Below are 25,970 nucleotides of genomic sequence, written 5' to 3'. Positions count from 1 at the left end.
TCACTTTATTAACTAATCCATGTTAGACGTAGAAGCGTACATACAGAATCAATTAATAAGTGACTTTGGTATTAAAATATCCCTCAAAGAGAGTTAAGCTAATGTTTTAGAAGGACCGAATACTTCATAAAATATTTGATCATCATTAACCTGTAGTGCTTTTAATTGTTTATATACCGCTTTCATCATCGCTAATGGACCACAAAGATAAAACTCAGCTTCTGTTAATGGCAATTCGCCTTTAATAGCATCAATATTGATAATACCTTGGTGGGTTTTATCTTGTTGGGATGACGCCTCTTTATCTTGATAAAAAATATGAGCCTGTACTTTTCCAGCATCCGCTAATTCATCTAATTTATGCATAAATGCGTGATGTAATTCATTCAATGTACCGTGTACAAAATGGGTTTCTCGAGATGGAGTCTGAGTTGCTAATGTTTCTAACATGGCTTGCATTGGCGTGATACCTACACCACCACTAATCAATACCACTGGGCGTAGTGTTTCCTGCAATACGAACTCACCATAAGGGTTAGAAACTTGTACCGTGCCGCCTTGTTCAAGCTTCTCATGTAAATAGTTAGAAATTAACCCATCACCCTGTTCATTCTGTTCTTTTTTAACTGAAATACGATAGCCGCTTTGATCAAACGCACCAGATAAACTGTATTGACGAATTTGATGATTCGGTGCGCCTTCAGGATGTAAATGTAATGCAATATATTGCCCTGCTTGGTAGGTAGATACTTTACCTTGGTCGCTAGGCTGTAAATAGAATGATGTGATTAATGGCGTTTCTTGGCGTTTTTTCACTACAGTAAATTCACGTGTTTCTGACCAACCGCCCTCTTTTTCTGCGCTCTCTTGGTATAGCTGTTTTTCTCTTTCAATGAATACATTAGCTAATACACCATACCCGCTTGCCCAAGCTGAAATAACGTCATCACCAGGATTTAATATTTCTTTAATTGACTCCAACAACGCCGCGCCGACTAATGGATAATGCTCTGGTTTAATACCTAAGCTTGCATGCTTTTGAGCGATACGTTCAACGTCCCCTAAAATAACTGATAAATTATCAACGTATTTAGAAAAAGCATACACCGCCATTGCTAACGCTTGTTTTTGATTACCGCTTTTTTGGTTTGTCATATTAAAAATATTTTTTAGTTCAGGGTTTTTCTCTAATAATATTTGGTAAAATCGCCCGGTGATCTGCTCTCCGTATTCAGCTAACGCAGGTGCACTTGATTTTATAATTTTTATTTCATTGTCAGTTAACATAGCTCGCCCTTTTAAGTTGCATTTTAAATACTTGTTTAATTCCATAACCTGTATACTAAATACTTATTTTAAAACATGCAAATAGAATGCATAATTAAAAACTAACAAGAATTTCTACGTTATAATAGAAAATATCGATATAAAGACGAATAGAAACGAAGACGATTCACTATCCATAAAGCTTAGCTTACAGATGAAAATAAAAGGATTTATACAATGAAAAGGTCAAAAGATTGCAATTAACTAAACATACGGATTATGCAATTCGTGTTTTAATTTACCTCAATACACAGCTTGAGCAGGAGTCATTATCTAAAGCGACCGATATTGCCTCACTTTTTGGTATCTCATTTAATCATTTAACCAAAGTTGTGCACCATTTAGGGAAAGCAGGTTTTATTCAAACAGTTAGAGGAAAAAGTGGCGGTATTAAGTTAGCTAAATCAGCTGATTTAATTAATATAGGTGAAGTGGTTGCGATCATGGAAAATACACTTGATCCCATTAATTGTTCTGAGCCACCTTGCCGATTACAACGTGTTTGCCTTGTTAAACCGATTTTAAATAAAGCAATGCAGGCGTTTTTAGATGAATTAAACAAGCACACCTTAGCAGACATTTGTCTTGCAAAAAGTAATGACGTTTGGACATTAGACCTCAACGACCCTGTTCAACTTTAATGAATATTTGGTTTTAATATAAATTTAGTTTTCATGTAGCATTAAACTTAAATACTAAGTAACCTCCATTCTGGTTAATGAAATCGCAATTATATTTAAAATCAGAAGGTATATTTTTTACTAGTCAGTGCCGTTAGTTTTGCGTAGTTTTTGCGTAGTTCAATGCGAATTATTGAAGCAATAACGGGTTATTGAGAGATAATGTTAACGCAGAAATCCGCGGAAATAGCGCTGTTGTACCGCTTTGTTTACCCAGAACTGAGGTTAAGTAATAAAATGCTACTTCAATACTTGTCGAGCATAACTTATCACTTGATCACTAAACTGTTGCATTAATTCTCCACCTAATTGCCAACAATGCCAGTACAAAGGAACACGTACCTTATGTTCTGGCAAAATATCCACCAGCTGACCACTTTTTAAATGGGCTTCGACACTGAAGTGACTATTAAAACTATAAGCACCACTGGCTAACGTTAAATCAATAAAAGCTTCAGATGAACGTATCGTATGGCAAGGATATTGACCCATTTGTAACCCAAAGTGCTCTCGTAAAAAAGCTAAATGCATATCGTCATACTGATCGAAAGACATTGCAGGCGCATGTTGTAATGTTTGCTTATTCACGCCTTGTTTAAAGAAACGTGCTATGAAGTTAGGGCTGGCCACGCACACATATTCCATATAACCCAAAAAATGACTATCACTACCACTAATCGCTTTAGCTTTACTGCTTAAACAAGCTAATGCTTCTCCACTGCGCATTCTTTCCCAGGTAGTGGATTCGTCTTGAACAAATAAATTTAATTGGATATTTTTAGTCTGCAGTAACGGGCTTAGTGCCGTAATTAACCAGCTGGCTAAGCTATCTGCATTAACAGCTAAAGGCAGCGTTTGGGCTTGATTACTTTGAAGATCTAACTGTTGGTTAAGCTCCATCTCTAATTGTAATACACGTTGATAATGCCCAAGTAATAAACGCCCTAAATGTGAAGCCTGTGGTGGTGTAGAACGGATCAATAAGGGTTCACCAAAGTGTTTTTCAAGTAATTTAATACGTTGAGATACGGCGGATTGTGTAATAAAAAGACGCTGTGCAGCTCGGTCAAAGCTTTGCTCCATCACCACTGCATCCAATGCTTTTAGCAACTTATAATCAACATTACTTAAATCCATATTTTCGCCACCTTAAGTTCGAAACCCACACGTTAAATACTTAAAAAGTATACATTTTAAAATTTAACGTCCTACTTATTATAAGTTTAACACTTCAACATTAGAAATTTTAATGAAACATTAATTTTATTAGCTACACTAACTAGTTAAATGAAATTATAGTAGCGACCTCTTTTTCATCACCTATTATTGAGTAACTATGTTCAGCACTTACTTCACTGGTTTAACGCTAATGGCCACCTTAATTATGCCAATCGGCATGCAGAATGCGTTTGTATTAAATCAAGGAATACGTCGTCAACATCATTTATTTGTTGCGATATTTTGTTCACTTGCGGATGCCATCTTTATGTCTGTCGGTGTATGGGGAGGTGCAAAAGTATTTACGACTTTTCCATGGTTACTAACCAGTATTGGCATACTCGGTGCAATTTTTATGTTCTATTACGGTTCTTTATGTTTTAAGAGTGCGTTTGCAGGCGGTAATCATTTACAAACTGACAGTAAAAGTAGAAGTTTCAAAGCTATCGTATTAGCCTGTTGTGCATTTACTATTTTAAATCCACATGTGTACATTGATACGATTGTAATATTAGGTGGGTTTGCCGCTAATTTAACAGCCGATGAGCGCCCTTGGTTTGTATTTGGTGGTGTAAGCGCCTCATTTATTTGGTTCTTTGGCCTTTCTTTATTAGGACAAAAATTGGCTCCCATTTTATCTAAACCAAGAAGCCAACAAATTATCGACTTTGTCATTGCCATTATGATGTGGGTGATAGCCGCTTATTTACTATATTATGTTATTACAAATTAAATGATTACTTAAAAGTAAAAAATAGAAAGTAATCACTACGCTATCAAAGAATAGTTAAAAGATAAAAGGAAGTCATCAGTGAGCAATCTATCAAACACACGTAATGTAAGAGTTAATGAAGTCGATATATTACGTGGGACGGCAATTGTCTTGATGGTGATATTTCACTTTTGTTATAACCTTGCCGCTTTCGACTGGCTAGATATTAATACCAATAAAGATATCGAATGGCGTGTCTTTAGAGCGATTATTGTAACTGGTTTTTTATTAGCAGTAGGAATGAGCAGTTATTTAGTTTATTCAAAACAAGTTAATTTAATAAAGCTAAGTAAAACCGTCACAAAATTAGTTGTTGTCGCCTTACTGCTAACAATAGGCAGTTTATTTATGTACCCTAATGCTTGGGTCTATTTTGGTATTATTCATTTTATTGCCGTTGCTTTACCTATCTCGGTCCTATTCGCACGCTTACCCAATACAGCACTCGTGATTGGTGTTGCTTGCTTAATAAGTTATCAACTCGATTGGATAAGTATGCGGCCTATCTGGTTATGGTCAGTAGAACACTTAGATATTCCTAGAAAAACGACTGATTTAGTGAGCTTTATCCCTTGGATTTCTCCCGTGTTAATTGGTATATACTTTATGCATAAGTCGTTATTTAATATCAAAATAACAAACAATATTATTAGTAATAAATTGGCCTACCTTGGCAGACATTCATTAGCTATTTATCTTATTCATCAACCTATAATGTATGGTGCTATGTTGGCAATTAGTAAGCTATAACTGTTTTATATTAATGACGCGGTTGTTTATATAATGAAGCAGTAGCGATACAATAAACAACATAGTGACCAGTAACCTCAAAAAACCAAGTAACCGTTTATTTAATTATTAGGAAGTCTATTTTGCAGAGCATTGCGCAACTTAAAGCAGGAAAACTAACAGGCATTAAACGCTTACAACTATCAGAGAATTTGACAGAATTTCCAATGGAGATTTTAACCTTAGCTGATAGCTTAGAAATATTGGATTTATCGAACAATCAACTAACCACCCTACCCGATGAAATAAAGCAACTGACTCACCTTAAGATTCTTTTTGCTTCTAATAATTGCTTTAAAGTATTACCAGCCGCTTTAGGCGCTTGTCCATTATTAGAAATGGTTGGTTTTAAATCGAATCAAATACAAGAAGTGCCTGCTGAGTCATTACCGCTACAACTACGTTGGTTAATTTTAACTGATAATAAAATAACCAGCTTGCCAGAAGCATTAGGTGAACGAAAACGTTTGCAAAAACTAGCACTGGCAGGTAATCAACTTAAACGGTTACCTAAAAGTATAGATCAGTTGGTTAACCTTGAATTATTGCGTATTTCAGCTAACCAATTATTAGCTTTTCCAATACAAATATTAATACTACCTAAGTTAGCTTGGTTAGCTTTTTCAGGTAACCCTTTTTGCGAAACTGATTTACATATCAAATCAGTACCCGAAGTGGCTTCAACTGACTACCGTTTATTAGAGGTATTAGGCCAAGGTGCATCAGGCATTATTTACCAAACAAAGTGGAATAACACAGTTAACCAAGCAGATTCTTTTCCAGAAGATATTGCAGTTAAAGTCTTTAAAGGGGAAGTGACCAGCGATGGATACCCTCAAGATGAATTACAAGCTTGTTTAAAAGTAGGAACTCACAAAAATCTAGTAAAATCCGTAGCACAAGTCAACGAAAGTAATTATCTAGCATTAGTGATGGAACTAATCCCGACTCACTTTAAAAACCTGGGTTTACCGCCAGACTTTCAAACCTGTACGCGTGATACTTTTGAATCAGGGTTTAGTTTATCCATTGAAAGCATTAAGAAGATAGTAGAGCAAATGCAACAAGTGTTTGAACATCTACATAATAACCAAGTATGTCATGGTGACCTTTATGCGCACAATACCTTGTTTGATCAACAATCCAATATTATTTTTGGCGATTTTGGCGCAGCCAGTATGTACCACATGCTACTGCCAGTCGTTAAAGAAAGTATTAAAGAAATAGAACGACGAGCGCTGATGCATTTTATTGATGACTTGTTGAAAATTTGTGATGTTAACGATAAAAAGTCGCCAGACTATCAAATGTTAAAAGCGTTAGTTCAAGCATAAGTTTGTTGATACACAAAATTTCTTTAAATATAAAACTAACGACTTAAGCTAAAAAAAGCCTAACAAATTTAATTTGTTAGGCTTTTTTCATTTATAGACCATAGCAAAGTACTTATATATGTTGACTAACGTAGGTCGTCAACAACCGCTAACATAGCAACGAGTGATGCTTCACCTAATTTAACTGAGCGCTCTGGTGACCACCCCATTGTTGGATCTGGTACATTGTCGTTATCTTTAAAAGGCATTTCTAATGTATTAGCAACGCAATCGAAGTGCTCAGCAACCCAGTTTGTCGCGACCGTCATATTCGCTTCACCCGGTGCATCAACGTCATAACCAAACTCAGATTGGAAATCTGCACTGGCTAATTTAAATACCTCAGAGAATCGATCACGTAATTTAGCTAAACGATCGTTATAACTCGGTGTGCCTTGCGATCCTGCTAAAAAGACAAAAGGTAATGCTTCATCACCATGCACATCATAAAAGAGATCAACGCCTACTTCTTTCATTTTATTAATAACATGAAATACCTCAGGGCTTTTTTCGATGCTTGGGTTTAACCATTCTCGATTTAAGTTGACACCTGCGGCATTGGTACGTAGATGACCGCGCACACTACCATCTGGATTCATGTTAGGAACGATATAGAAGTTTGCTTTATCTAAGAGTAATTTACCCGTCGCATTATCGCTGTCTAACAAACTATGCATTAAACCATCAACTAGCCATTCCGCCATTGTCTCACCAGGGTGCTGACGTGCAGTGATCCATATATTACGTTTATTAGCATCACCATCACCAATTTTGACTAACGTTAAATCACGTTTATCTAACGTTTCACCTAAATGTTCAAGACTCACTAACGGGTGCATTTGTACGGCAGCAAGCAAATCTTGATGGCGTTCGTAACTGTAAGGCGCAAAGTAAGCAATTTGGATAGTTTCACAATCCATATCTGCAACAATAGTTAGCTTTCCATCTTTATAGAATGTTGGTAGGCGAAACCAATGCTGGCGATCATAAGAAGCCACGGCTTGATAGTTGTCCCAACCTTCAAGATAAGATGCTTCACCTGCATTAAGAATATTAAGAATATATTGTTCGCCTACTTCACCGTCGATACGAAAGTTAAACCATTGAAAAAACTCCCCGCCAAAGTCTGGACGAATAGCCAATTGAATGTCTTTTTTATCTTCTAGATTTATAACTTCAATATTACCTGCATCGAAATTAGCAGTGATACGCATAACTTTTCCTTAATTAGTAATTTACGAGTTACCCTGAGCATAAACGATCCTAAACAAACAACAAAGCAGAGTTAATCAATGCCTAGCAATTTAATCTAACGGCGCTTATTAAGTTAGTTATTTATAAACCAGTTAGTTACTCATAACCTAAAAAGGATAAGGACAATCCTTTACTCATTCCAATAAAAACTATCCCCTATTAGCTTAAATAATCCAATTGGAAGTACCAATACAAATCTGCTAACGTAAATTGCTATAGAGTAAAGAATGTAGACGCTTACTAGACCGGCTTATATTGAAGTAATAGAATATTTTTTATAGTTTAAAACCCTATTTTAAGTCGTTTAAAACAAGGAAAATAAGTGAATAATATAAAAAAAGTTCAAGGAACTTGCCATTGTGAAGCCGTTCAGTTTGAAATTGAAAGCGACTTTATGGAGCTGACGACATGCGATTGTTCTATTTGTATCAGAAAAAATGCGTTAATGGTAAAAGTACATGAAAGTGCGATGCATATTATTGTAGGAAAGGACTATCTAACCACCTATCAATTCCATACCAATACCGCAGAACATTACTTTTGTAAGATCTGTGGTATCTACCCTTTTCACCGTAAGCGCGTTACACCTGATTATTTTGGCGTGAATGTATTTTGCTTAAAAGAGCTTGATTTAAAGGGTATCGCTTTAAAAGATATTCCAGTTCGCTCTACCGTGGGCGCAGGAATGAAGTGAACATTAAATAAAAGGTATTAAATAAAAAGTATTAAATAAAGAATATTAAACTAAACATTGGAAGCTTATTATGATGTAAACGACCGACTATCTAACTGTGTAGTACCTTATGGTAGTAGTGCTCTAATTCTCTTTTCTAAGCTTATACACGATGCCTGTGCTCTAGCTCACAATGCGATTAAAAAGCTAATTCCTGATCCATAAAACCAGACCAAATCGACGCTATTAATTTAACCTTCATGTTAATTTCAAATAAATACTACAATATGACATAAGGTTATTTTAATGAAAAAACAACTACTTGCTATCTCGACTCTCATGGCGATATCTTCTTTTTCGACTGCAAATGTTCAGTTTTCTAATCAAGATGGAGCATTAGGCGAACCAGCTAACTACACTCAATTTCAACATGTATTAACTGAATCAGAATTGCAGATTTCAGATGCGGAAGGTAAAAAAGGCAACAAAGAATATTTTGCATTAGACGGTAACTTTACTGGAATTGTTAATCAATATTTCTATGTTGATAAAAAAAGCGAAGCACTTGTTTTCAAAATGAAAAATGATCACCTTCGCAACGAAGTCCGCGTCCATAAAAACTTTCGTACTGATTTACCCAATAAACTTTATACGTTAAGTGCAGAAGTGGAAATTATTGATCCAGTTGCTTCAATGAAGAACTCAAATTCTAAACAAAATGAAATCACTTTCCTGCAAGTACATAACAAAGGGTTAGATAACCAAGGTACACACAATGTGCCGCATCCCCTACTTCGTGTTGTTTGGAAAGAAGATGCTAATTCAGTAAAAGGCCATTTCTGGGCAATGGTTAAAAATAATGCAGTCATTTGTAAAGGATCATTTGGTAAAAAGAATAAAGATAAAGAGATGTGTAAAGCAGATGTAGCCTATAAGAAATATGATTTAGGTAAAGCTCCCTTAAATAAAGCAACGGCTTTTGACATCACGGTCGGCAATAAACAGTTAATCATTGATGTAGATGGTAAACGTCTTGTTGAACATGATATTGATTACTGGCGCCACCTGTTAAGCTACTTTAAAGCTGGCGTATACAATCAATTCACTAATGGTATGAGTGAAGCGCATTTCAATAAACTTGAATATAAAGCGTTAGAAACTAAATAAACTTAATTAATACCAATCACAATAAATAGCTTAAAGGCTTAACTCAAAAAATAGGCCCTCCATTAAGTACAGGAGAGCCTATTAAAGCGTTTATTGTATAAATATTAACATGATAAACCTCGTACCGACGGCATCATTCACTTCAAACCTGAAACGGGAAATAGTCAGTAAAAAGCTTAATCGATCTGTAAATACTTATGCATTTGTACTGACAAGCGCCAATTACGTTCAATACATATTTTCATACATAACACGGTGGCTTTTGCTTTTTGCGAAATAGGTTGTAAGCAAATCGTTTTATCTTTAATAGATGTTATTTTCGATAATAAAACATCTAATTGCTCGATATCTTTTTCAGTGCCCACTGGATGCTTAATTTCATTAGCACGTTCCAATGCTTCTTTTAACACTTCTTTTTTACCACGCATATTCACTTTAGGTGACAAAGTAACCCAAGTTTGTGCATCGACTAGAACAGGATAAGTACCACTCGTTTCTAATTGAATCGTAAAACCAAACTCATGTAGTACTTGAGTTAACTCTCGCAAGTCATACATACAAGGCTCACCACCAGTGATCACGATTAACTTTGCGCTATAACCTAAACGTTTAATTTCATCAACAATGTCTTTCGCTGAGCTATCTGCCCAACGGTCAGATTCATTGCTTTTATCGGTCAATAAAATTAAATCAGACTTTTTAGCAGGATCAATTTCCCAAGTATGTTTAGTATCACACCAAGCACAGCCAACATCACACCCTTGTAAACGAACAAAAATGGCAGGCACACCAGTATAAAAACCTTCGCCTTGAATGGTTTGAAACAGTTCATTTACTTTATAGTTTTGTGTCATTGACGTAAAATGCCTTATTTGATCTTGCTCACTCTTTTAGTGGGCTGTTTTTATACCCGTGATATCGTAAGATGTAAAGTCAGCAACGTAAATAGTGCTATTAAATAGCTATTGGACTGGGCTTTATAAACATCCAGAGATCACTTCGCTATCAAGCAATACAATAGGAAACACAGTGTTATGAGCAAAAAAGTTGTCGTTATATATTCAGGTGGGATGGACTCATATACTGTTTTACACAAAGCCATTGAAGAAGGTTTAACACCTTATGCATTAACTTTTGATTATGGGCAACGCCATGTTAAAGAAGTACAAGTTGCAGAGCAGGTTTGTAAAGAACTAGGCGTTCATCATAAAGTCATTGATATTACCTCAATCAATCAAATCATTGGTGGCTCATCATTAACTGATAGTTCAATAGAAGTGGCACAAGGTGATTACGAAGAAAGTAATATGCTTAACACTGTGGTGCCAAATCGTAATATGATTTTATTATCGTTAGCAATTGGTTATGCCGTTTCATTAAAAGCAGACCAAGTTTATTACGGTGCGCATTCTGGCGATCATGATGATATTTACCCTGATTGCCGCCCAATTTTTCTTGAAAAAATGAATGATGTGGCTGCTGTTGCTAACTACGAAAAAACTGAAATCCATGCCCCTTATCTACAAACGGACAAAATAGGTATTTTAAAAGACGGCATTAGAATGGGTTTAGATTATGCTAAAACATGGACCTGTTATAACGGTCGCGAACAAGCCTGTGGTCAATGCGGCAGCTGTGTTGAACGCTTACAAGCCTTCGAAAAAAATGGCATAACAGACCCGATAGCTTACGAAGCTTAAATTCAATGTACTTGAATATTCTGCACTAAAAACTGAGTGATAAAAGCGCGAATGAAAAATATTAACCTCGATTTCAGCAAAAAAGTGGTCATTGATACCCAACAACAACCTTGGCTCAATAGTCCAATGGCTGGCGTTAGGCGTAAACCATTAGCAAGATCAGAAGATCAAGTACATGTCACCAGCATTGTTGAATATGCAGCAAACTCTTATTTTAGTGAGCATCCACACCCACAAGGTGAAGAGATTTTCGTGTTAGAAGGTATATTTTCAGATCAAGATGGAGATTACCCTGCCGGCAGTTATTTACGTAACCCGCCAGGTAGTCGCCACAAACCTTTCAGCGAACAAGGCAGTCTTATTTTTGTCAAACTGAATCAGTTTATTGCAACTGATTTAGAAACCGTTCGAATCAATACAACAACATCGAAATGGTTACCGGGTATCGGCCATTTACAAGTAATGCCTTTACATAGTGTTGAAACCCAGCATACCGCATTAGTAAAATGGCCTGCAGGGGAAAAATTTCAACCACACAGACACTTTGCAGGAGAAGAAATATTAGTGATATCAGGTACTTTTCAAGATGAGTTTGGAGCCTACCCAAAACATACTTGGATACGTAGCCCTCACATGAGCCAACATACTCCGTTCGTAGAAGAAGAAACTATTATATTAGTGAAAACGGGGCATCTACCACTAAATTAATATAAAATCTCTCCTTTAAAGTTAGAATTTTACTTTTAATTTGCATATTATTTGCACTTTTACTATTCCATAACGTTAATTTTTTTTATAAAATGCTAGGTTAACCCTATATCTGGCCCAATTTATTCCGCGCCTATACGTTTTTATATTAGAGAGCTGAGATGTTATTAGATCCATATTATACCCAGCAAGAAAGCAGCATCAAAATTAGCGCAGAGCAAGCGAGTGTTTTTGCTAAAAAAGAATGCCAAGATTTTAATCCTATTCATGATCCTGATTCAAAACGATTTTGTGTTCCGGGAGATCTATTATTTGCATTAGCATTAAAAGAATACGGTGTTAGTGAATCAATGAATTTCACCTTTACTAACATGGTTGGTGATAATGTTGCACTGAATTTTCCAAAGACTGATAGTGACCATATTATCGTGACAAATGATCAAGGTAAAAGTGTCTTAGAAATTAAAAAATCAGGAAAATCGAGCGACGATATTGAACTGATTGAGTCATTGATCAAAAAATACGTGGTTTTTTCTGGTCAAAATTTCCCTACGTTATTGATGCCATTAATGAAAGAAAATAACGTGATGTTTAATCCTGCGCGTCCATTAGTGATGTACAACAGCATGAACTTCGAATTTGATACCTTAAGCTTAAATAACCCAGTACACGTTGAACTAGCAGAAAGTACGTTAGAAGTGGAAGCTAAACGTGCCAATGAATTTTTACACTTTGATATCTATGATGGCGAAAAAGTGATTGGACGCGGTGTAAAAACGGTAGTGGTTGGCGGGCTTAAACCATACGACCATGATTCGATAACCGCTTTTGCTGAAAACTATTTAGCAAATCGTAACGCGTTTTAAATTATTACTTGTCTCATTGTATTTAAACGTTGTTATCAATAGATAAAGCCAGTGTATTCACTGGCTTTTTTTAGTACTTTCAAAAAGGCTTGAGTTTATCTGGAGTCTACTATCTTATTGAGATTCTAAACTATCCACTTTTAACCCATTCACCTCGCGTTGCGAAGCCTCAAGTCAGCACCTAGATCTTAATCCGATATCTGAGCCTAAACATAAAACTTTAAGCTTAAATATAAAACTCAAACCCTAAGTTCGAAAACGTAGATTATCGCTAGAAAGCTGACTCACAGATGTTTTCCCCATTAGCTTCATATCTCGCTCCAACTCTGCACGCATTAAACCCAATGCTCTTTCTACACCCGGTTGACCTGCAGCACCAAGCGGGTATAAATACATTCGTCCAATACCGACTGCTTTTGCACCTAATGACAATGCTTTTAATACATGCGTTCCTCGCTGAACACCGCTATCAAAAATAACATCTATTTCGTCACCCACTTCAGCCACTATTTCAGCTAATTGATCAAAAGAACTGCGAGAACCATCCAATTGACGTCCTCCATGATTAGAAATAATGATACCCGTGCAACCAATTTCAACGGCTTTTCTAGCATCTTCTCGGCTCATAATACCTTTTAAACAGAATTGGCCATCCCAAAACTTAACCATCTCAGCGACATCATCCCAATCCATTGATGGATCGAGCATATTAGTGAAATAGTCACCAATCGAGGTCGCACCATTTCCCATATCCACATGCTCATCCAGCTGCGGTAAACTAAAAGGTTCATGCGTCACATAATTAATGCCCCACATCGGTTTCAGCACAAACTGCAACATGCCACTTAGGTTTAACCGAAATGGAATTGAGAAGCCCGTACGTAAATCTCGCTCTCGATTACCACCCGTGATTGAGTCAACCGTTAACATCATGACTTGCACCCCAGCTGTTTTTGCCCGTTGCATCATGGCTTTGTTTAATTCACGATCTTTATGAAAATAAAATTGATAGACCTGAGGTGTATTGGTTTGTTTTGCAATTTCCTCCATGCTCACGGTACCCAATGACGACACGCCAAACATAGTGCCGTATTTTTCAGCGGCACCAGCGACCGCCCTTTCACCTTGATGATGAAATAAACGTTGTAATGCCGTTGGTGAACAATAAACCGGCATTGCTAATTTTTGCCCCATTACCGTCACAGATAAGTCCACATCTTTAACACCCGCCAGTACACTCGGTATCAAATCACAGGTTTCAAAAGCTGCAGTATTACGTCGATAGGTTGTTTCGTCATCTGAGCCACCATCAATATAATTAAAGATAGGACTGGGTAAACGTTTTTTAGCCAAGGTACGAAAATCTTGAAAATTATGGCAATCTTTTAATCTCATGAACTTCAATGTCATTGTCGTCTTCCTTTCTTTTTAATTATTTGTGAATGGGATCCTGTAACTCACTATAGTCCTTGATTGATTTCTAATAAATACGACATAAAATAATAAACTCTTTCTTAAAACGGCCTAATAAAATTGAATTCAGCAGATCTCACTTTGTTTGCTTACGTCGCAGATACAGGTTCTTTCAGTAAAGCCGCACTGCAAGCAGACTTATCAACCCCAGCACTCAGTAAACGAATTACAAAATTAGAGCAATCACTCGGTGTGCAACTAATTCACCGGACTACACGTCGTTTGAGCTTAACGGAAGCCGGAGAAAACCTGTATGTCCATGCTAAAAACATAGAAGGCCAAGTCAGTGATGCGATTGCGTCTGTCTCTGCTTTTAGTCAAGGTTTAAGTGGGCATATCAAGCTGTCCGTTCCTACTATTTCAGGTGAGCTATTACTCGCGGAGGCTATCGCTGACTTTTGTCAAAAATATCCTAATATCAGTGTTGATATGCGACTTGAAAATCACTTCGTTAACCTTGTAGAAGAAGGTTTAGATCTCGCAATACGAACCGGAAAATTAGAAGATTCTAGTTTGATAGCAAAACCATTAATTAAATCTAACTGGGTGGTGTGTTGTTCGCCAAGCTATAGAGATAAATATGGTGAAGTCACCACCATTGAAGCGCTCAAAACACATAATTGTCTTGCTTATACTTATCAAGCTCAAGGGTCTTTTGACTGGCGATTCACCAAAGATGGAATAGAAGAAACAGTGCGTATTAGTGGTAGTTTAGCCACCAATAATGCACAAGCATTGCGTAAAGCTGCCTTAGCAGGTTTTGGTATTGTCTATGTGCCACGTTGTTGTGTTTATGAAGATCTACAAAAAGGACAATTAATCAGTATTTTGCCTGACTTTACACCGAGACAACTCGGCGTTTATGCCATTTACCCTTTCACCAAACATTTACCTGAAAAGTTGAAGCGTTTAATTGAACATCTAAAGCAAGCCTATGCAGATAAAAAAGAATACTTTTAAACAAACTAATGAGATGAATAATCTCTCTATAGACTTCATAAAAAAACAAAAAAATTTTACACTAACTCTTGAAAACTATTTTTAGCCCCCCTAAATATAATAGTGTGATGCGATGACACACTGATAATGACTCATCGCTTATTGTTTTATTTTATTTACTCCAAGGAGACTTATGATGAATACAATTGATTTAACTCCCCTTTACCGTAATAGTGTTGGCTTTGATCGATTAGCCTCATTGATTGATCACGCGTTAAGCACAGACACAAAAGCATCAGGTTACCCACCTTATAATATCGAAATACTGGGTGAAAATGAGTATACGATATCACTTGCTGTAGCAGGTTTTTCACAAGACGAGTTAGATATTCAAGTTGAAAAAGGCGTATTAACTATTTCAGGCAATAAACAGAATACGCAAGAAGAGCACAAATATTTACACCAAGGGATCCCTCACCAATCCTTCGAACGTAAATTCAATTTGGCAGATTATGTTGGAGTAACAGGCGCAGCTCTCTCTAATGGTTTGTTAAATATTAACTTGGTTAAAGAGATCCCAGAAACCATGAAACCTAAAAAGATTTCAATCAATCAAGTTGATAAATCTTTAACTCACCAAAAACAAGAAAAAGTGATTAACGATAACAGTAAAAATAAAGACAAAGTCGCTTAAAAGCTTTTTTATCAATAGGATAAAGTGGGCACAAAAAAGAGGCAGTAAAACTGCCTCTTTACTTTGGGTAAACTTATATTTATTTATACCAATGGAATTAAATAAGTGATTAGAGATTGCGCAGGAAAAATTAACACTAATAAGGCGGGAGTTGTAGGAGATAGTTGTTCTCACTTCAAAACTCACAACGCAGTTAGGGGGGACTTTAACCAGCAAGAATGATCACCTTATTAATTCTTTTGGTATTACACTGCATATATAACACCTTCAAACACAACGTGAAATACAGCAGTAATTAGCAGTCTCAGAAATGGCTGATTAAAAGGGAAACCTGAAAGTACTACACGTCAATTATATGGCTGAGTATACGGTAGCGTTAGCTGCTTAGCAGTTATGTACTTCAAGGTTGAATCTGCCTCTTATAACAGCCTCATATTTTTTCTTAGAAAACACATCGTAAAAGGTAAAACTAAAAATATAAGTAGTCAAAAAATTATGGATGTCACATACTTCCTCTTTCAGGCGATTTAGTCTTCTTACTTCTGTAAGTAATGCTTATTGACGATAATAAACTCCACAACAACAACATTAAAGTTTAAGGATACAAAACAATGGGATACAGTGACTTCGCAAATATTTTCTCAGAAAAAACCACATATAAACCAGTTGAAACATTTGCCATGGAGCATCGTATCGATTTAGCTGAACTTAAGACAACAACCACGGCAGTATTGAAAGAAAGTGGAAAGTTACCCGCTATTAAACATATCAATGCATTCTTCGGTTTAAGTCGACCGCTTCCACTGTTTTCAACAAAAAATTACGTTGAGCAAATCGAAGCTGAGTTAGCTATAGGTAATGACTAAATAGAGCAATGTTCATGGATGAATGGTACTTTTTAAGTGTGGATAGCAAATATTTATTGGCATGCAATAACGACATGATAAAAAGATAGAACTAAAAATATCACAATTAAGTTATTAGGTGCTGCACACTTTCTCTTTTGAACACCTGATTTGAAAACTATTTATAGTATAATTAAACAACTATTAACCCATTACAGAATAACTTTGATCATTAAATAGTCTTGATGCTTATCATTCACAACAATATTAATATAGGGAAATAAATATGAACGAATCAAATGAATTGATACCTTTACTCTTAGCGCTTATTGCCGGTGGCCTTATTGGCTTTCTTATTTATCATTTAACACTTGGTAAAAGCAAAGCTTCTAAACAACAAGAAGAGCTTGATAAAAACAAAATAGAATTGGAAACATACAAAACACAAGTCAATGAGCACTTTAATAGTAGCGCAGAACTAATGGGACAAGTGGCGAATAGCTACCAAGCTCTTTACAATCACATGGCAGATCAATCACAGTCACTATTAGGCGAGACAGCAACCACTCAATTTCCATTATTAAAACAATCAGATGATACAGATGAAGAAATTGAAATAGCTGAAACTGAAATTAAACCTGAGGAAGTTGAAGCAACTGACACTGAAGTTAACCCGGAAGAAGCTGAAGCAACTGACACTGAAGTTAACTCTGAAGACGTTCAAACAACTGACACTGAAGTGAAATCAGAAGACGCTGAAGCAACTGACACTGAAGTGAAATCAGAAGATCCTGAAACAACTAAAACTGAAGAAGCTGAAACCGAAGTTAAAAAAGAAGAAACAAAGTAAAGTTGGTAACCCAGATAAAATATAGTCTGAACTGATACAGTTAGTTGCAATTGCGACTATATGATATCTATAAATAATCCTACATAATTGCCTTTTAGAGCCTATTTAAATATTAGCTAAAAGGTTTGGATATCCTGTACTTTTTCTTTTATTTTTTTGGTTCGTCTACGCTCATTTGGGCAATTAGGCTTTTATCAACTGAGATTTCACCCTGTCGGCGACATCCTTTCTTTTACCAGAAAAGAAAGGATGCAAAGAAACTGGCCACCGAATCACTTTCTTATCCAAACGCTAATTGTCTTTCTTAACGCACCAGCTCATTCAGCATATCCATGTGCTGAATGAACTTACAGCAAACGTCCTGTTTGCTGTTGCTGAAAGTCATTTATCGCTTGGGAAAGCTTTACGGTGGGAAAGTTGTAGCCACATCGAGCATCGTTTTTATGGGGATTTTGATGTCGTATTTTTAAAAGGCAAAAAACAAAACTTGACCCTATTTTCCTTTAAAAGCAGACTACTTTTTAAATATTGATTAAAGGTTTGGATGCCCAGCCTTATCTAATATTGTTCATTCATATCAAACATAGCTAAAGAATTAAAAAAGGTAAAAGGAAGGTCTCCCCCCGCAATTATTTTTACTAAATCATAAATTATTTAATTCTCAGCGAATAAAAATGATTATTGTTTATAAATCCATTTTCATAATCACCTAGAATCCATGTATTCGCTAAGAATATGAATTATAAGTATTTCTATGTGTTATATTAATTGAACATAAATTAAACAACTGGAATAAAAACAAAATGAAAATTAGATTATTAGCACTATTGTTTTTTATTAGCCCTTCTGTATTCGCAGAACAAACATGTGGAAAAGTCACCATTGCAGAAATGAGTTGGGCATCTGCAACCTTGATAGCCAATATTGATAGTTTTATTTTAGAAAAAGGGTTTGGTTGTGAAACAGAACTAATCCCAGGAGATAACACAATAACATTGACCTCAATGTACGAAAGAGGCGAACCCGATATCGCGCCAGAAATATGGACTAATGCATTTAAAGAAATACTCGAAAAAGGTATCAATGATAAGCGGATACGTTATGGCGGTAAATCACTAAGTGATGGTGGAGAAGAAGGTTTTTGGGTGCCTAAATATATGGTAGATGAATACCCTGAACTATCGACTATTCAAGGAGTTATTAAACATGCAAAACTCTTCACACATCCAGAAGATCCTGATAAATCTGCTTTTTATAGCTGCCCTTCTAGCTGGAGCTGTCAAACTGCCTCAGCTAATTTATTCACTGCACTCGAACTAGATAAAGCAGATTTTGATTTAATTGATCCAGGTTCAGGCGTTGCACTTTCAGCCTCGCTTGCTAAAGCAAACTTCCAACATAAACCTTGGTTTGGCTACTACTGGGCACCGACAGCAGTCCTAGGTAAATATGATATGGTCAAAGTCGATTTTGGCACAGGTGTAGATGAAGATGAATATGCCAACTGCACAACCAATATCGATTGTGAATCACCTAAAGTAACCATGCATCCACCAACAATAGTTTATACAGTGATTACTGAACCTTTTGCAGTTCGCGAACCTCAAATTGTGAAATACATGAATAAGCGTAGTTTTACTAATGCCCAAATGAACAAATTATTAGCTTGGGTAGAAGAAAATCAGGCTGATGGTAAAACTGCGATGGAATATTTTTTAACTGCAAGACCAGATATTTGGCGTACATGGTTAACACCAGAAATAGCTGATAAAGTTGCCAAGGCACTTTAATCATTTATTTAAATTTAATATGAACATGACAGAACTAAAAAATAATAATAAAACAATCCGCGAGTCAGCTCATTATGCTTTTTATGTATGTTGCTGACTCTTGGTGCGACCCCTGAAAATTAAAAAAGAAACGATAACATTGTTAAATAATGACTCTATTCGTACACAATTAGACTTAGATATTCATCACCTTGTAGTATTTGGGGATAGCATGTCTGACAACGGCTTTGAAAATGGACATGGCTTTCAACGCTACTCCAATGGCAAAGTGTGGGCTGAATATTTAGCCAAAAAAATGGATTTAACAACTCTTGATGTTAGAGCTTGGGGCGGAGCTACATCAGGTAAAGGGAACTATCGAAGTAATGCGAGAGATTGGTCTGGGTTGTTATGGCAAACCGAACAATATACACCAGCAACAAATATGGACAATACATTAGTCGTAGTTGAGATTGGCTACAACGACTTACATGATCCAGATATCAACATATCTGCAATACAAGTGATGGAAAACGTAATAGAGGGATTAAAACAACTATTCTCTAAAGGCGTAAAACACATACTTCTTTGGAATCTAAATACGACCTTAGTATTCCCAGGTTATACGGATAAAAATTATCAGAGTTTTAATTATTATCAGAACAAAAATAAAACCGCACAAAGTACATTTAAAGAATATAACCAACTAATTAATTTAGCAATTCATGAACTCAATCAAAAGTATCAAACAATAACGATTGATTTATTTGATGCAAACTTAGCTATAAATGAAATTTCTAAAAAGTTTGAAAATATCACAACACCGTGGATAGAAACAGGTAAATATCCTAAAATAGGTCAATGGTTCTGGTTTGATCATTGGCATTATATGACCGAAGCCCATAGTAAAATAGCTGATTACCTTTATAAATATTTATCACCTACAAATAATAGTTTTCACAATAAACCTTAGATTCAGGCGTTTTTTTACTGCTTTTTATTTTAGCAAAAACGATGGTAGCCGTTATGCATCCAGTTGAGAAAGTTATTAGACTCGAGCTTAACTGACTACCCGAATTCAATAATTCCATTTATATAATAAAGCACTTTTTTCTAGCATATCAACCGTAATAGCTTCAAGCGCTCGCTTATTACCTAACCTGGAAAGTATGGGACATCCAATATTTTAAAAAATATCAATAGAACATTAATCAATACGGCTTGATATTAATAACTTCAACTATTGTCAGCCCAATAATAGTTTAGGTATTAACTCGTCTTCGCTCGTCCTGTCTAATTAATGTTTATAATATTTGGGTGTCCCGTACTTTTGTAAGCTAGACCATTGGATCCGTCACCGACTGCGAATGTGCTACTGGCGGCAATGGCGAAAACCACGGACGAAAGTAAGATCATTGATCAAACTAGGAGTCAGTGAACGTTTAGCCATTTCCTGTGGAATCACCGGTAAAGGACCTTGTCGTAGTTCGAAAACCAAAGGGATCAATATAGCGATCAGTAATGAGTTTTTAGTCAGACAAGGTTTGATATCATTAAAGAATTGTGGATTAATATTCACTATTCATCATAAGATGAGCCGCATGCACGGTGGTGTGGGGGCTGAAGGTTAGAGACCTCCGGCTACCCGATTATATTTTTTATGCCACTGCAAAATTTACTGAGTGGACATTGGTTAAGTTTATTTGTTGCTTAGCATGCCAAAGATCATAGTTATCTTGCATTGATAGCCAACTCTCAGGAGTTCGTCCTATTGCTTTAGACAAGCGCAGTGCCATTTCGGGAGAGATGGCACTTTGACCTTTAAGAACTCGATTTAAAGTAGATGATGCTACATCTAATTGTTTAGCCAAATAGCGACAGCTAAAACCAGTTGGTTCCAAATAAACATCATAAATGAACTCCCCTGGGTGCGGTGGATTATGCATAGTCATTAGTGGTAGTCCTCATAGTCGAGAATAAAAGCATTACCATCGATAAACTCGAAAGTAATGCGCCAGTTACCGTTTACAGTAATAGACCAAATCCCATCTCTATTCCCTTTTAAAGGATGTAATTTGAAACCAGGCAAATTGATATCATCAATTTCTTGAGCGGTATCTATTGCGGCTAGTTGCATACGTAATTTACGTTGATGCTTTGCCTGAATACCTGAGATACTTCCAGTTTGGAAGTACTTCTTGAGGCCTTTGTGTTTAAAAGATTTAATCATGCAACAAGTGTAGCGTGATGCGCATCAGTTGTCGATAAAAATATAACGCCGCAAACACTGGCGGCGTGCAGATGTGTAAACTTGAATGTAAACTTGGAAATGTAAACTAATGTAAACTTGGATAATGTAAACTTGGACATCCATTAATTTAAAATTTACAAATAACGTTGCTAATGATTAGCAATAAATTGAATCGCTAATAAAAAGATACTGGTTAATAATAAAAAATTACAATTAATTGAAATTGAAGTAAATAATAGCTTTTTCAGATATAACAGATTTTAGCGGCCGCTAATTGGTGTCTTTATTATGTATTCAATAGAAAAATAGACTATTAATGCAGCCGTAATTCATTTTTACTAGCTATCCAACGCTTGCCTGTATTACCGGCATAAGCCGCTAATGCTTCTAAAGAGCCCACTGCACCGTGATAATCTTTTCCAAAACTACTCGCCAGTGATAACCAAACATCATTTTCTAAGCCTAATGTTGATAATAACCTAGGTCGTTGGCTTGAAATAGCCCCCCGTTTATCTTCTCTAATAATACGACCACTCCAATCCACTAACTCAATATAATCTAATAATGAAAATGGAATACCTTGAGTTGATTGTTCATTTTCGTCACCTACGAAACCAAATAAAAGTTTTTTAGTAAAAGCGTATTCTAGTGGCTTTTCTTGTTGCTGAGCAACACCAGCTTTTTTGCAAGGTAATAGGCGCTCATAAGCTGATGTATATTCTGATGTTTCAACGCTAGTTGCCATTTTGGCGCGAATTGGATTTAGGTCGACATAGGCCATACAGGTTAATAACGCATCTTCGTCTAGTAATGCTTGAGACTTGAATCTTCCCTCCCAGAAACGACCTGAACATTCATCTTCTTTATTCGCTTTGCGCGCAATGAATTCATTTAAACAGCGCATAAACCATGAAATATCAGCTAATCGCCCTCTCCACCCATTAATAATAGTTAATGCGGCTTTATTTTCTGCTTCTGAGGTGGTTTGCTCGGATTGCCAACGCTCAACTAATACAGGTTTTGAATAGAGCTGACACCAACGCTCACAAACTTCTTCATGCGTTAGGTTTTCATTATGTTGCTCATCTATGTGCAATACGAGATGATAATGGTTGGACATGATAGCGTAAGCGCAGATATCAATATTAAAAAGAGAAGCGAGGTAATGCATTCGCTCAACAACCCACTGACGGCGATGTTCAAAGGATTTCTCGGTGTACTTATCTTCACCACATAAATAAGCGCGGCGAACACAACGCGAAACACAGTGGTAATAAGGTGTATCAGATAATGATACTTGTGATTGGCGAGATTGAGTCATAATAAACTACCTCCTAAATGCAAAAACACGCACTTATAAAAGATAGTTTAACGATGGCAATTATTCAAATAGATGGGTGTCCAGATCTTCTCCTCCAACAACCCACTGACGGCGATGTTCAAAGGATTTCTCGGTGTACTTATCTTCACCACATAAATAAGCGCGGCGAACACAACGCGAAACACAGTGGTAATAAGGTGTATCAGATAATGATACTTGTGATTGGCGAGATTGAGTCATAATAAACTACCTCCTAAATGCAAAAACACGCACTTATAAAAGATAGTTTAACTATCGCAATTATTCAAATAGATGGGTGCCCAGATCTTCTTGCTTATCTTCACCACATAAATAAGCGCGGCGAACACAACGCGAAACACAGTGATAATAAGGTGTATCAGATAATGATACTTGTGATTGGCGAGATTGAGTCATAATAAACTACCTCCTAAATGCAAAAACACGCACTTATAAAAGATAGTTTAACTATCGCAATTATTCAAATAGATGGGTGTCCAGATCTTCTTGGGCTTTTAAAATTTGCAATTAATAGTTAAATTTTACTAGCGGTCCACCTCAGGGCGTGTTGTTAGCTGTCTAGCTTATGCTCAATTGACAATAATACTTTCACAAGCTTATTATCTAGTGAATTTTCTTTTTAAACTACGTACGATTTCGGGATAGTTTACAACAACCCCATTCTTATCATATTTCTTTACTTGTATAAATTTACCAAATACAGATTCAATATCATCTTCACTTTGTTTTTGGGTAGGAATTATATTTAAAGCATTACACTCATCCTTAATTTGTAATGCTTCTATTGCAAGTTTTTGAGCTTGAATAGTACGTTCATATGCCATCATTGTTGTTTGCACAAGTTGAAGTTGGCTGTTCAAGTTTGTAATATTAAATTCAAGTTGAGCTACGGCAATATCTTTTGATATATCAACATGAAAGCTTTTTACTTCATTTGGCAAGGCTAAAAAAGCAATAAGCGCATCTCTAATATTACCCAAAGCCTCATTCTTATCTTCAGGGATTATCGATAATAATGTTTTATCACCTTCATGGTTAAGATTACTACTGACCTTAATACCTAAATCAATCATAAATTGACTAAAGTAGGTTAAATACTGTTCACAAGGAGCCTTTATTTCGGGAGGAAAATTGAAACTGACTTCTAAGCCTGACTTAGATTTCAATAAATTACTTTGAGCATTCTTGATAATATTTTCGATAGGTATAATATTTTCATTAACGAAGGAGTTAATACTCCTATCAGCAGTCGCTATTTTAATTTCAAATCCCATTGTATTTATATACTCGTCATCATCTACACCGTACTCATAACTAATACTGCTATCACCTAATAAATCGATACACTTTGTAATTTCACCCCAATATTCAAAAATACTGTACGGCCTAGCCCAATTTTCAAATGAGTAGGATAACTCAATAAATATAGTTAATTCACTTTCATAATAACTTGGAGTGGTTAGTTCAACTTGATGGCAGTCTTCGATACTTTTCTTGAGAGGTAATGTCAATTTACCTACCTGTATAATAAGTTCAGATATAGACAAATCTAGTATTTCCCCCGCAAGATCTTTATCATAAATCTGTCCGATTATTGGGAGTTTCTCATTAATTGTATATGAATTCTGATCGATAACGCCTTTAAAGCTAATGCAATATTTATCATTACCTTTGTTGATTACACTAAACATTCTGAACTCTCTATTAGTTATATAACTCGGATTAGATAAATCTCTGAACTGACAGCTAACGCCAACCTAAACTGCAGCGTGCTGGTGCAGGTTTTGCGTCTTTTGTTTATTTGCAAAAAATGCAACAGCTCTAGCTGTCGGATTTTAGGTTCTTGTTACACGTTAATGCGCTCTATTAAAGATTTCAAATTATCATAACGATGTTGCTCTGCAATATTAGCTAATTCAATTACTGCTTCTTTCGTTAATTCCGCTTTCCTTCTATTGAAAGTGGAGTTGGCAGAACGAGATTCTCCGTAGCTGTTGCCGACATAATACCCTACTCGGTTGAGGTTATATGCTATCGTTTCTAATAACGCAGGTGGAATTTGCTCAAGCTCTAAAATCGTTAACATATCTAACTGCACAATTAAATTTTTATTGTAAGCCTCAAATGCACCATTAGGCTCTGCACGCTTCCATAACTCGTCAAAAACTTCGCTTAGAAACGATATAAACCCAGATATAACGGGCGAAGTGAATTTTGCTAACACTTTCAACATGCCCAAACGAAATTTTCCATCATCAATGAATTTACTAACTAAAGCTTCACTTGCCTCTTCCAATTGATTGATAATTAAAGAGAGTTCTTTTTCATCATTTTCTTTTTTTTCCAGGTATTTCTGGTTTTCTTCGGAGAAACCTTCAAAGAAGTCATCAAGATCACTTACTTCATAAATAAGAATGCCATTCCGATCTTTATACGCTTTACGTGATGGATTATCTTTTCTTACTACTTGTATGACTTCATTTGGATAATTTTCATTGCTTGATGAAAATACATTTTTTGACCAATCTAAAGCAGTGAGTACATTTACGTCACCAAGACCATAACCTAAAAGTAAAACCGTAGATTCTTTTATAGTTAAAGCTAACTTTATTTGCCGATATTCATGTGGACGAAAAAGCGAAACGTAATCTTCTTGAGCAATTACTATGCTCTCTGGTGTCGAACGAATCCCATGCAAATGATAAATCGGGACGATACCTTTTGGGGCACACATAGATTCATTAGGACTTAGAGGTAAACATTTACCTGTAAATAAGCTTTCAAGAACTAAATCATAATTAGTCGTAATAATCCAATTTGGTAAAAGAGAATTAAGAAAAGCCGAATATTTTTCTCGCTGTTCTTTTTCTGGATACCAGCTTGTAAGTGCTGCTATCTCTTCCTTTAGTCTAAATAGAGACTCAGAGTATTCTAGGTCATTTTTGGCTGAATGGAGTTCACAAATCTTTGATGCAACTTCTGGATAGCCAACACCGTATATGTCAATATCATCATATTTTATCGACATTTTGTTGGATGCTCTCTGCAATAACTCCCCCCAAGATAAAGCAATATCTTTAGCGCCGTTATTTAGTACCGCTTTTGAGAACCCTGCACCTACGAACACACCTAAATTCCCAAAGTCACTAGACTCAGACAGTGTTTTAAGCAGTTTTTTCTTTGATATTTTTTCCACTTCATGACTCAACTTTGAAAATTAACTATAGAAACGTGTAACAGCATATTAGATAACAAAATGTCAC

At 36.0% G+C, this 25,970-nt stretch carries 26 protein-coding genes and 2 pseudogenes; 16 read left to right on the top strand and 12 right to left on the bottom strand.

What is annotated here, in order from left to right:
* Nucleotides 1-93: 93 nt before the first annotated feature.
* The gene (gene hmpA, locus GQR59_RS04960; RefSeq protein WP_160060950.1) at nucleotides 94-1,287 is read right to left on the bottom strand and encodes an NO-inducible flavohemoprotein; all 1,194 of its coding nucleotides are present in this window, start codon (nucleotides 1,285-1,287) and stop codon (nucleotides 94-96) included.
* Between the two features lie 233 nt (nucleotides 1,288-1,520).
* Between hmpA and GQR59_RS04955 the strand changes: the two genes are divergently transcribed.
* A complete protein-coding gene (locus GQR59_RS04955; RefSeq protein ID WP_160060949.1) occupies nucleotides 1,521-1,967 on the top strand; it encodes an Rrf2 family transcriptional regulator in 447 nt (148 codons plus the stop codon).
* A gap of 279 nt (nucleotides 1,968-2,246) precedes the next feature.
* On the opposite strand, the gene GQR59_RS04950 is transcribed toward GQR59_RS04955, so the two are convergent.
* Nucleotides 2,247-3,143, bottom strand: a complete 897-nt coding sequence (locus tag GQR59_RS04950; RefSeq protein ID WP_160060948.1) for a LysR family transcriptional regulator ArgP — start codon at nucleotides 3,141-3,143, stop codon at nucleotides 2,247-2,249.
* Between the two features lie 199 nt (nucleotides 3,144-3,342).
* On the opposite strand from GQR59_RS04950, the gene GQR59_RS04945 reads away from it, so the two are divergent.
* The 3 genes from GQR59_RS04945 (at nucleotide 3,343) to GQR59_RS04935 (ending at nucleotide 6,119) form a co-directional block, all read left to right on the top strand.
* Nucleotides 3,343-3,957, top strand: coding sequence for a LysE/ArgO family amino acid transporter (locus GQR59_RS04945; protein WP_236546656.1), 615 nt, complete (start codon nucleotides 3,343-3,345; stop codon nucleotides 3,955-3,957).
* A gap of 78 nt (nucleotides 3,958-4,035) precedes the next feature.
* On the top strand, nucleotides 4,036-4,746 hold the full coding sequence (locus GQR59_RS04940) for a DUF1624 domain-containing protein (RefSeq protein WP_236546655.1): 711 nt from the start codon (nucleotides 4,036-4,038) through the stop codon (nucleotides 4,744-4,746).
* Nucleotides 4,747-4,868: 122 nt separating this feature from the next.
* Nucleotides 4,869-6,119 carry a leucine-rich repeat-containing protein kinase family protein gene (locus GQR59_RS04935; protein WP_160060946.1) on the top strand — a complete coding sequence of 417 codons (1,251 nt, stop codon included), beginning with the start codon at nucleotides 4,869-4,871 and terminating at the stop codon, nucleotides 6,117-6,119.
* 125 nt (nucleotides 6,120-6,244) lie between these two features.
* On the opposite strand, the gene GQR59_RS04930 is transcribed toward GQR59_RS04935, so the two are convergent.
* The gene (locus tag GQR59_RS04930; RefSeq protein WP_160060945.1) at nucleotides 6,245-7,372 is read right to left on the bottom strand and encodes a M14 family metallopeptidase; all 1,128 of its coding nucleotides are present in this window, start codon (nucleotides 7,370-7,372) and stop codon (nucleotides 6,245-6,247) included.
* 362 nt (nucleotides 7,373-7,734) lie between these two features.
* Between GQR59_RS04930 and GQR59_RS04925 the strand changes: the two genes are divergently transcribed.
* Together GQR59_RS04925 and GQR59_RS04920 are read left to right on the top strand one after the other, a co-directional pair.
* Nucleotides 7,735-8,106, top strand: a complete 372-nt coding sequence (locus tag GQR59_RS04925; protein WP_236546654.1) for a GFA family protein — start codon at nucleotides 7,735-7,737, stop codon at nucleotides 8,104-8,106.
* A 285-nt stretch (nucleotides 8,107-8,391) separates the two neighbouring features.
* On the top strand, nucleotides 8,392-9,252 hold the full coding sequence (locus GQR59_RS04920; protein ID WP_160060944.1) for a polysaccharide lyase family 7 protein: 861 nt from the start codon (nucleotides 8,392-8,394) through the stop codon (nucleotides 9,250-9,252).
* 176 nt (nucleotides 9,253-9,428) lie between these two features.
* Here GQR59_RS04920 and queE read toward each other — a convergent pair whose 3' ends face one another.
* Nucleotides 9,429-10,106, bottom strand: a complete 678-nt coding sequence (queE, locus tag GQR59_RS04915) for a 7-carboxy-7-deazaguanine synthase QueE (RefSeq protein ID WP_160060943.1) — start codon at nucleotides 10,104-10,106, stop codon at nucleotides 9,429-9,431.
* A gap of 150 nt (nucleotides 10,107-10,256) precedes the next feature.
* Here queE and queC point away from each other — a divergent pair, with 150 nt between their 5' ends.
* The 3 genes from queC to GQR59_RS04900 all read left to right on the top strand — a co-directional run bounded on the left by queC (nucleotide 10,257) and on the right by GQR59_RS04900 (nucleotide 12,526).
* Nucleotides 10,257-10,952, top strand: a complete 696-nt coding sequence (queC, locus tag GQR59_RS04910; RefSeq protein WP_268892992.1) for a 7-cyano-7-deazaguanine synthase QueC — start codon at nucleotides 10,257-10,259, stop codon at nucleotides 10,950-10,952.
* Between the two features lie 51 nt (nucleotides 10,953-11,003).
* Entirely contained in the window at nucleotides 11,004-11,660 is a 657-nt protein-coding gene (locus tag GQR59_RS04905) for a cupin domain-containing protein (protein WP_160060941.1), read from the top strand.
* Between the two features lie 161 nt (nucleotides 11,661-11,821).
* Nucleotides 11,822-12,526, top strand: a complete 705-nt coding sequence (locus GQR59_RS04900; protein WP_160060940.1) for a DUF3581 domain-containing protein — start codon at nucleotides 11,822-11,824, stop codon at nucleotides 12,524-12,526.
* 246 nt (nucleotides 12,527-12,772) lie between these two features.
* Here the strand turns inward: GQR59_RS04900 and GQR59_RS04895 are convergent, their stop codons facing one another.
* Entirely contained in the window at nucleotides 12,773-13,936 is a 1,164-nt protein-coding gene (locus GQR59_RS04895) for an alpha-hydroxy acid oxidase (protein WP_236546653.1), read from the bottom strand.
* A gap of 123 nt (nucleotides 13,937-14,059) precedes the next feature.
* Between GQR59_RS04895 and GQR59_RS04890 the strand changes: the two genes are divergently transcribed.
* From GQR59_RS04890 to GQR59_RS18600, 7 genes and pseudogenes are all read left to right on the top strand, one after another.
* Entirely contained in the window at nucleotides 14,060-14,959 is a 900-nt protein-coding gene (locus GQR59_RS04890; RefSeq protein WP_160060939.1) for a LysR family transcriptional regulator, read from the top strand.
* Between the two features lie 175 nt (nucleotides 14,960-15,134).
* On the top strand, nucleotides 15,135-15,632 hold the full coding sequence (locus GQR59_RS04885) for an Hsp20 family protein (RefSeq protein ID WP_160062416.1): 498 nt from the start codon (nucleotides 15,135-15,137) through the stop codon (nucleotides 15,630-15,632).
* A gap of 611 nt (nucleotides 15,633-16,243) precedes the next feature.
* Nucleotides 16,244-16,498 (top strand): hypothetical protein, encoded by a 255-nt coding sequence (locus GQR59_RS04880; RefSeq protein ID WP_025565798.1) that lies wholly within the window; start codon nucleotides 16,244-16,246, stop codon nucleotides 16,496-16,498.
* Between the two features lie 265 nt (nucleotides 16,499-16,763).
* Complete coding sequence (locus GQR59_RS04875; RefSeq protein WP_160060938.1) at nucleotides 16,764-17,327, top strand: YhcB family protein; 564 nt, start codon at nucleotides 16,764-16,766, stop codon at nucleotides 17,325-17,327.
* Nucleotides 17,328-18,130: 803 nt separating this feature from the next.
* Nucleotides 18,131-19,117 (top strand): ABC transporter substrate-binding protein, encoded by a 987-nt coding sequence (locus tag GQR59_RS04870; protein WP_160060937.1) that lies wholly within the window; start codon nucleotides 18,131-18,133, stop codon nucleotides 19,115-19,117.
* Between the two features lie 103 nt (nucleotides 19,118-19,220).
* Nucleotides 19,221-20,069, top strand: a complete 849-nt coding sequence (locus GQR59_RS04865) for an SGNH/GDSL hydrolase family protein (RefSeq protein ID WP_268892964.1) — start codon at nucleotides 19,221-19,223, stop codon at nucleotides 20,067-20,069.
* Nucleotides 20,070-20,433: 364 nt separating this feature from the next.
* A pseudogene (locus GQR59_RS18600) lies at nucleotides 20,434-20,687 on the top strand (hypothetical protein); the annotation flags it as partial.
* Nucleotides 20,688-20,754: 67 nt separating this feature from the next.
* On the opposite strand, the gene GQR59_RS04855 reads toward GQR59_RS18600, so the two are convergent.
* The 7 genes and pseudogenes from GQR59_RS04855 to GQR59_RS04825 all read right to left on the bottom strand — a co-directional run bounded on the left by GQR59_RS04855 (nucleotide 20,755) and on the right by GQR59_RS04825 (nucleotide 25,903).
* On the bottom strand, nucleotides 20,755-21,048 hold the full coding sequence (locus tag GQR59_RS04855; protein WP_160060935.1) for a HigA family addiction module antitoxin: 294 nt from the start codon (nucleotides 21,046-21,048) through the stop codon (nucleotides 20,755-20,757).
* Nucleotides 21,048-21,326, bottom strand: coding sequence for a type II toxin-antitoxin system RelE/ParE family toxin (locus GQR59_RS04850; protein ID WP_160060934.1), 279 nt, complete (start codon nucleotides 21,324-21,326; stop codon nucleotides 21,048-21,050). The genes GQR59_RS04855 and GQR59_RS04850 overlap by 1 nt, the downstream gene beginning before the upstream one ends.
* 334 nt (nucleotides 21,327-21,660) lie before the next feature.
* Nucleotides 21,661-22,668, bottom strand: coding sequence for a transposase (locus GQR59_RS04845; RefSeq protein WP_160060933.1), 1,008 nt, complete (start codon nucleotides 22,666-22,668; stop codon nucleotides 21,661-21,663).
* A 99-nt stretch (nucleotides 22,669-22,767) separates the two neighbouring features.
* Nucleotides 22,768-22,908: pseudogene (locus GQR59_RS04840) on the bottom strand (transposase); the annotation flags it as partial.
* 60 nt (nucleotides 22,909-22,968) lie between these two features.
* Nucleotides 22,969-23,103: a hypothetical protein gene (locus tag GQR59_RS04835; protein ID WP_442966179.1), complete on the bottom strand. Its 135-nt coding sequence runs from the start codon at nucleotides 23,101-23,103 to the stop codon at nucleotides 22,969-22,971.
* A 203-nt stretch (nucleotides 23,104-23,306) separates the two neighbouring features.
* A complete protein-coding gene (locus tag GQR59_RS04830; RefSeq protein WP_160060931.1) occupies nucleotides 23,307-24,398 on the bottom strand; it encodes a hypothetical protein in 1,092 nt (363 codons plus the stop codon).
* 155 nt (nucleotides 24,399-24,553) lie between these two features.
* Complete coding sequence (locus tag GQR59_RS04825) at nucleotides 24,554-25,903, bottom strand: SIR2 family NAD-dependent protein deacylase (RefSeq protein ID WP_160060930.1); 1,350 nt, start codon at nucleotides 25,901-25,903, stop codon at nucleotides 24,554-24,556.
* Between the last annotated feature and the right edge of the window lie 67 nt (nucleotides 25,904-25,970).

Source organism: Psychromonas sp. L1A2, assembly GCF_009828855.1.
In the GTDB taxonomy this organism is placed as follows: domain Bacteria; phylum Pseudomonadota; class Gammaproteobacteria; order Enterobacterales; family Psychromonadaceae; genus Psychromonas.
The sequence above is the reverse complement of the archived record's forward strand: the minus strand, read 5'-3'. Positions and strand labels throughout refer to the sequence as shown.

What these genes read in the sequence shown, in the direction of transcription:
- hmpA (WP_160060950.1), bottom strand. Translation starts at nt 1,287, where the DNA reads ATGTTAACTGACAATGAAATAAAAATTATAAAATCAAGTGCACCTGCG.
- GQR59_RS04950 (WP_160060948.1), bottom strand. Translation starts at nt 3,143, where the DNA reads ATGGATTTAAGTAATGTTGATTATAAGTTGCTAAAAGCATTGGATGCA.
- GQR59_RS04945 (WP_236546656.1), top strand. Translation starts at nt 3,343, where the DNA reads ATGTTCAGCACTTACTTCACTGGTTTAACGCTAATGGCCACCTTAATT.
- GQR59_RS04930 (WP_160060945.1), bottom strand. Translation starts at nt 7,372, where the DNA reads ATGCGTATCACTGCTAATTTCGATGCAGGTAATATTGAAGTTATAAAT.
- GQR59_RS04920 (WP_160060944.1), top strand. Translation starts at nt 8,392, where the DNA reads ATGAAAAAACAACTACTTGCTATCTCGACTCTCATGGCGATATCTTCT.
- queE (WP_160060943.1), bottom strand. Translation starts at nt 10,106, where the DNA reads ATGACACAAAACTATAAAGTAAATGAACTGTTTCAAACCATTCAAGGC.
- GQR59_RS04905 (WP_160060941.1), top strand. Translation starts at nt 11,004, where the DNA reads ATGAAAAATATTAACCTCGATTTCAGCAAAAAAGTGGTCATTGATACC.
- GQR59_RS04900 (WP_160060940.1), top strand. Translation starts at nt 11,822, where the DNA reads ATGTTATTAGATCCATATTATACCCAGCAAGAAAGCAGCATCAAAATT.
- GQR59_RS04895 (WP_236546653.1), bottom strand. Translation starts at nt 13,936, where the DNA reads ATGACATTGAAGTTCATGAGATTAAAAGATTGCCATAATTTTCAAGAT.
- GQR59_RS04885 (WP_160062416.1), top strand. Translation starts at nt 15,135, where the DNA reads ATGAATACAATTGATTTAACTCCCCTTTACCGTAATAGTGTTGGCTTT.
- GQR59_RS04880 (WP_025565798.1), top strand. Translation starts at nt 16,244, where the DNA reads ATGGGATACAGTGACTTCGCAAATATTTTCTCAGAAAAAACCACATAT.
- GQR59_RS04875 (WP_160060938.1), top strand. Translation starts at nt 16,764, where the DNA reads ATGAACGAATCAAATGAATTGATACCTTTACTCTTAGCGCTTATTGCC.
- GQR59_RS04870 (WP_160060937.1), top strand. Translation starts at nt 18,131, where the DNA reads ATGAAAATTAGATTATTAGCACTATTGTTTTTTATTAGCCCTTCTGTA.
- GQR59_RS04855 (WP_160060935.1), bottom strand. Translation starts at nt 21,048, where the DNA reads ATGACTATGCATAATCCACCGCACCCAGGGGAGTTCATTTATGATGTT.
- GQR59_RS04850 (WP_160060934.1), bottom strand. Translation starts at nt 21,326, where the DNA reads ATGATTAAATCTTTTAAACACAAAGGCCTCAAGAAGTACTTCCAAACT.
- GQR59_RS04845 (WP_160060933.1), bottom strand. Translation starts at nt 22,668, where the DNA reads ATGACTCAATCTCGCCAATCACAAGTATCATTATCTGATACACCTTAT.
- GQR59_RS04835 (WP_442966179.1), bottom strand. Translation starts at nt 23,103, where the DNA reads ATGACTCAATCTCGCCAATCACAAGTATCATTATCTGATACACCTTAT.
- GQR59_RS04830 (WP_160060931.1), bottom strand. Translation starts at nt 24,398, where the DNA reads ATGTTTAGTGTAATCAACAAAGGTAATGATAAATATTGCATTAGCTTT.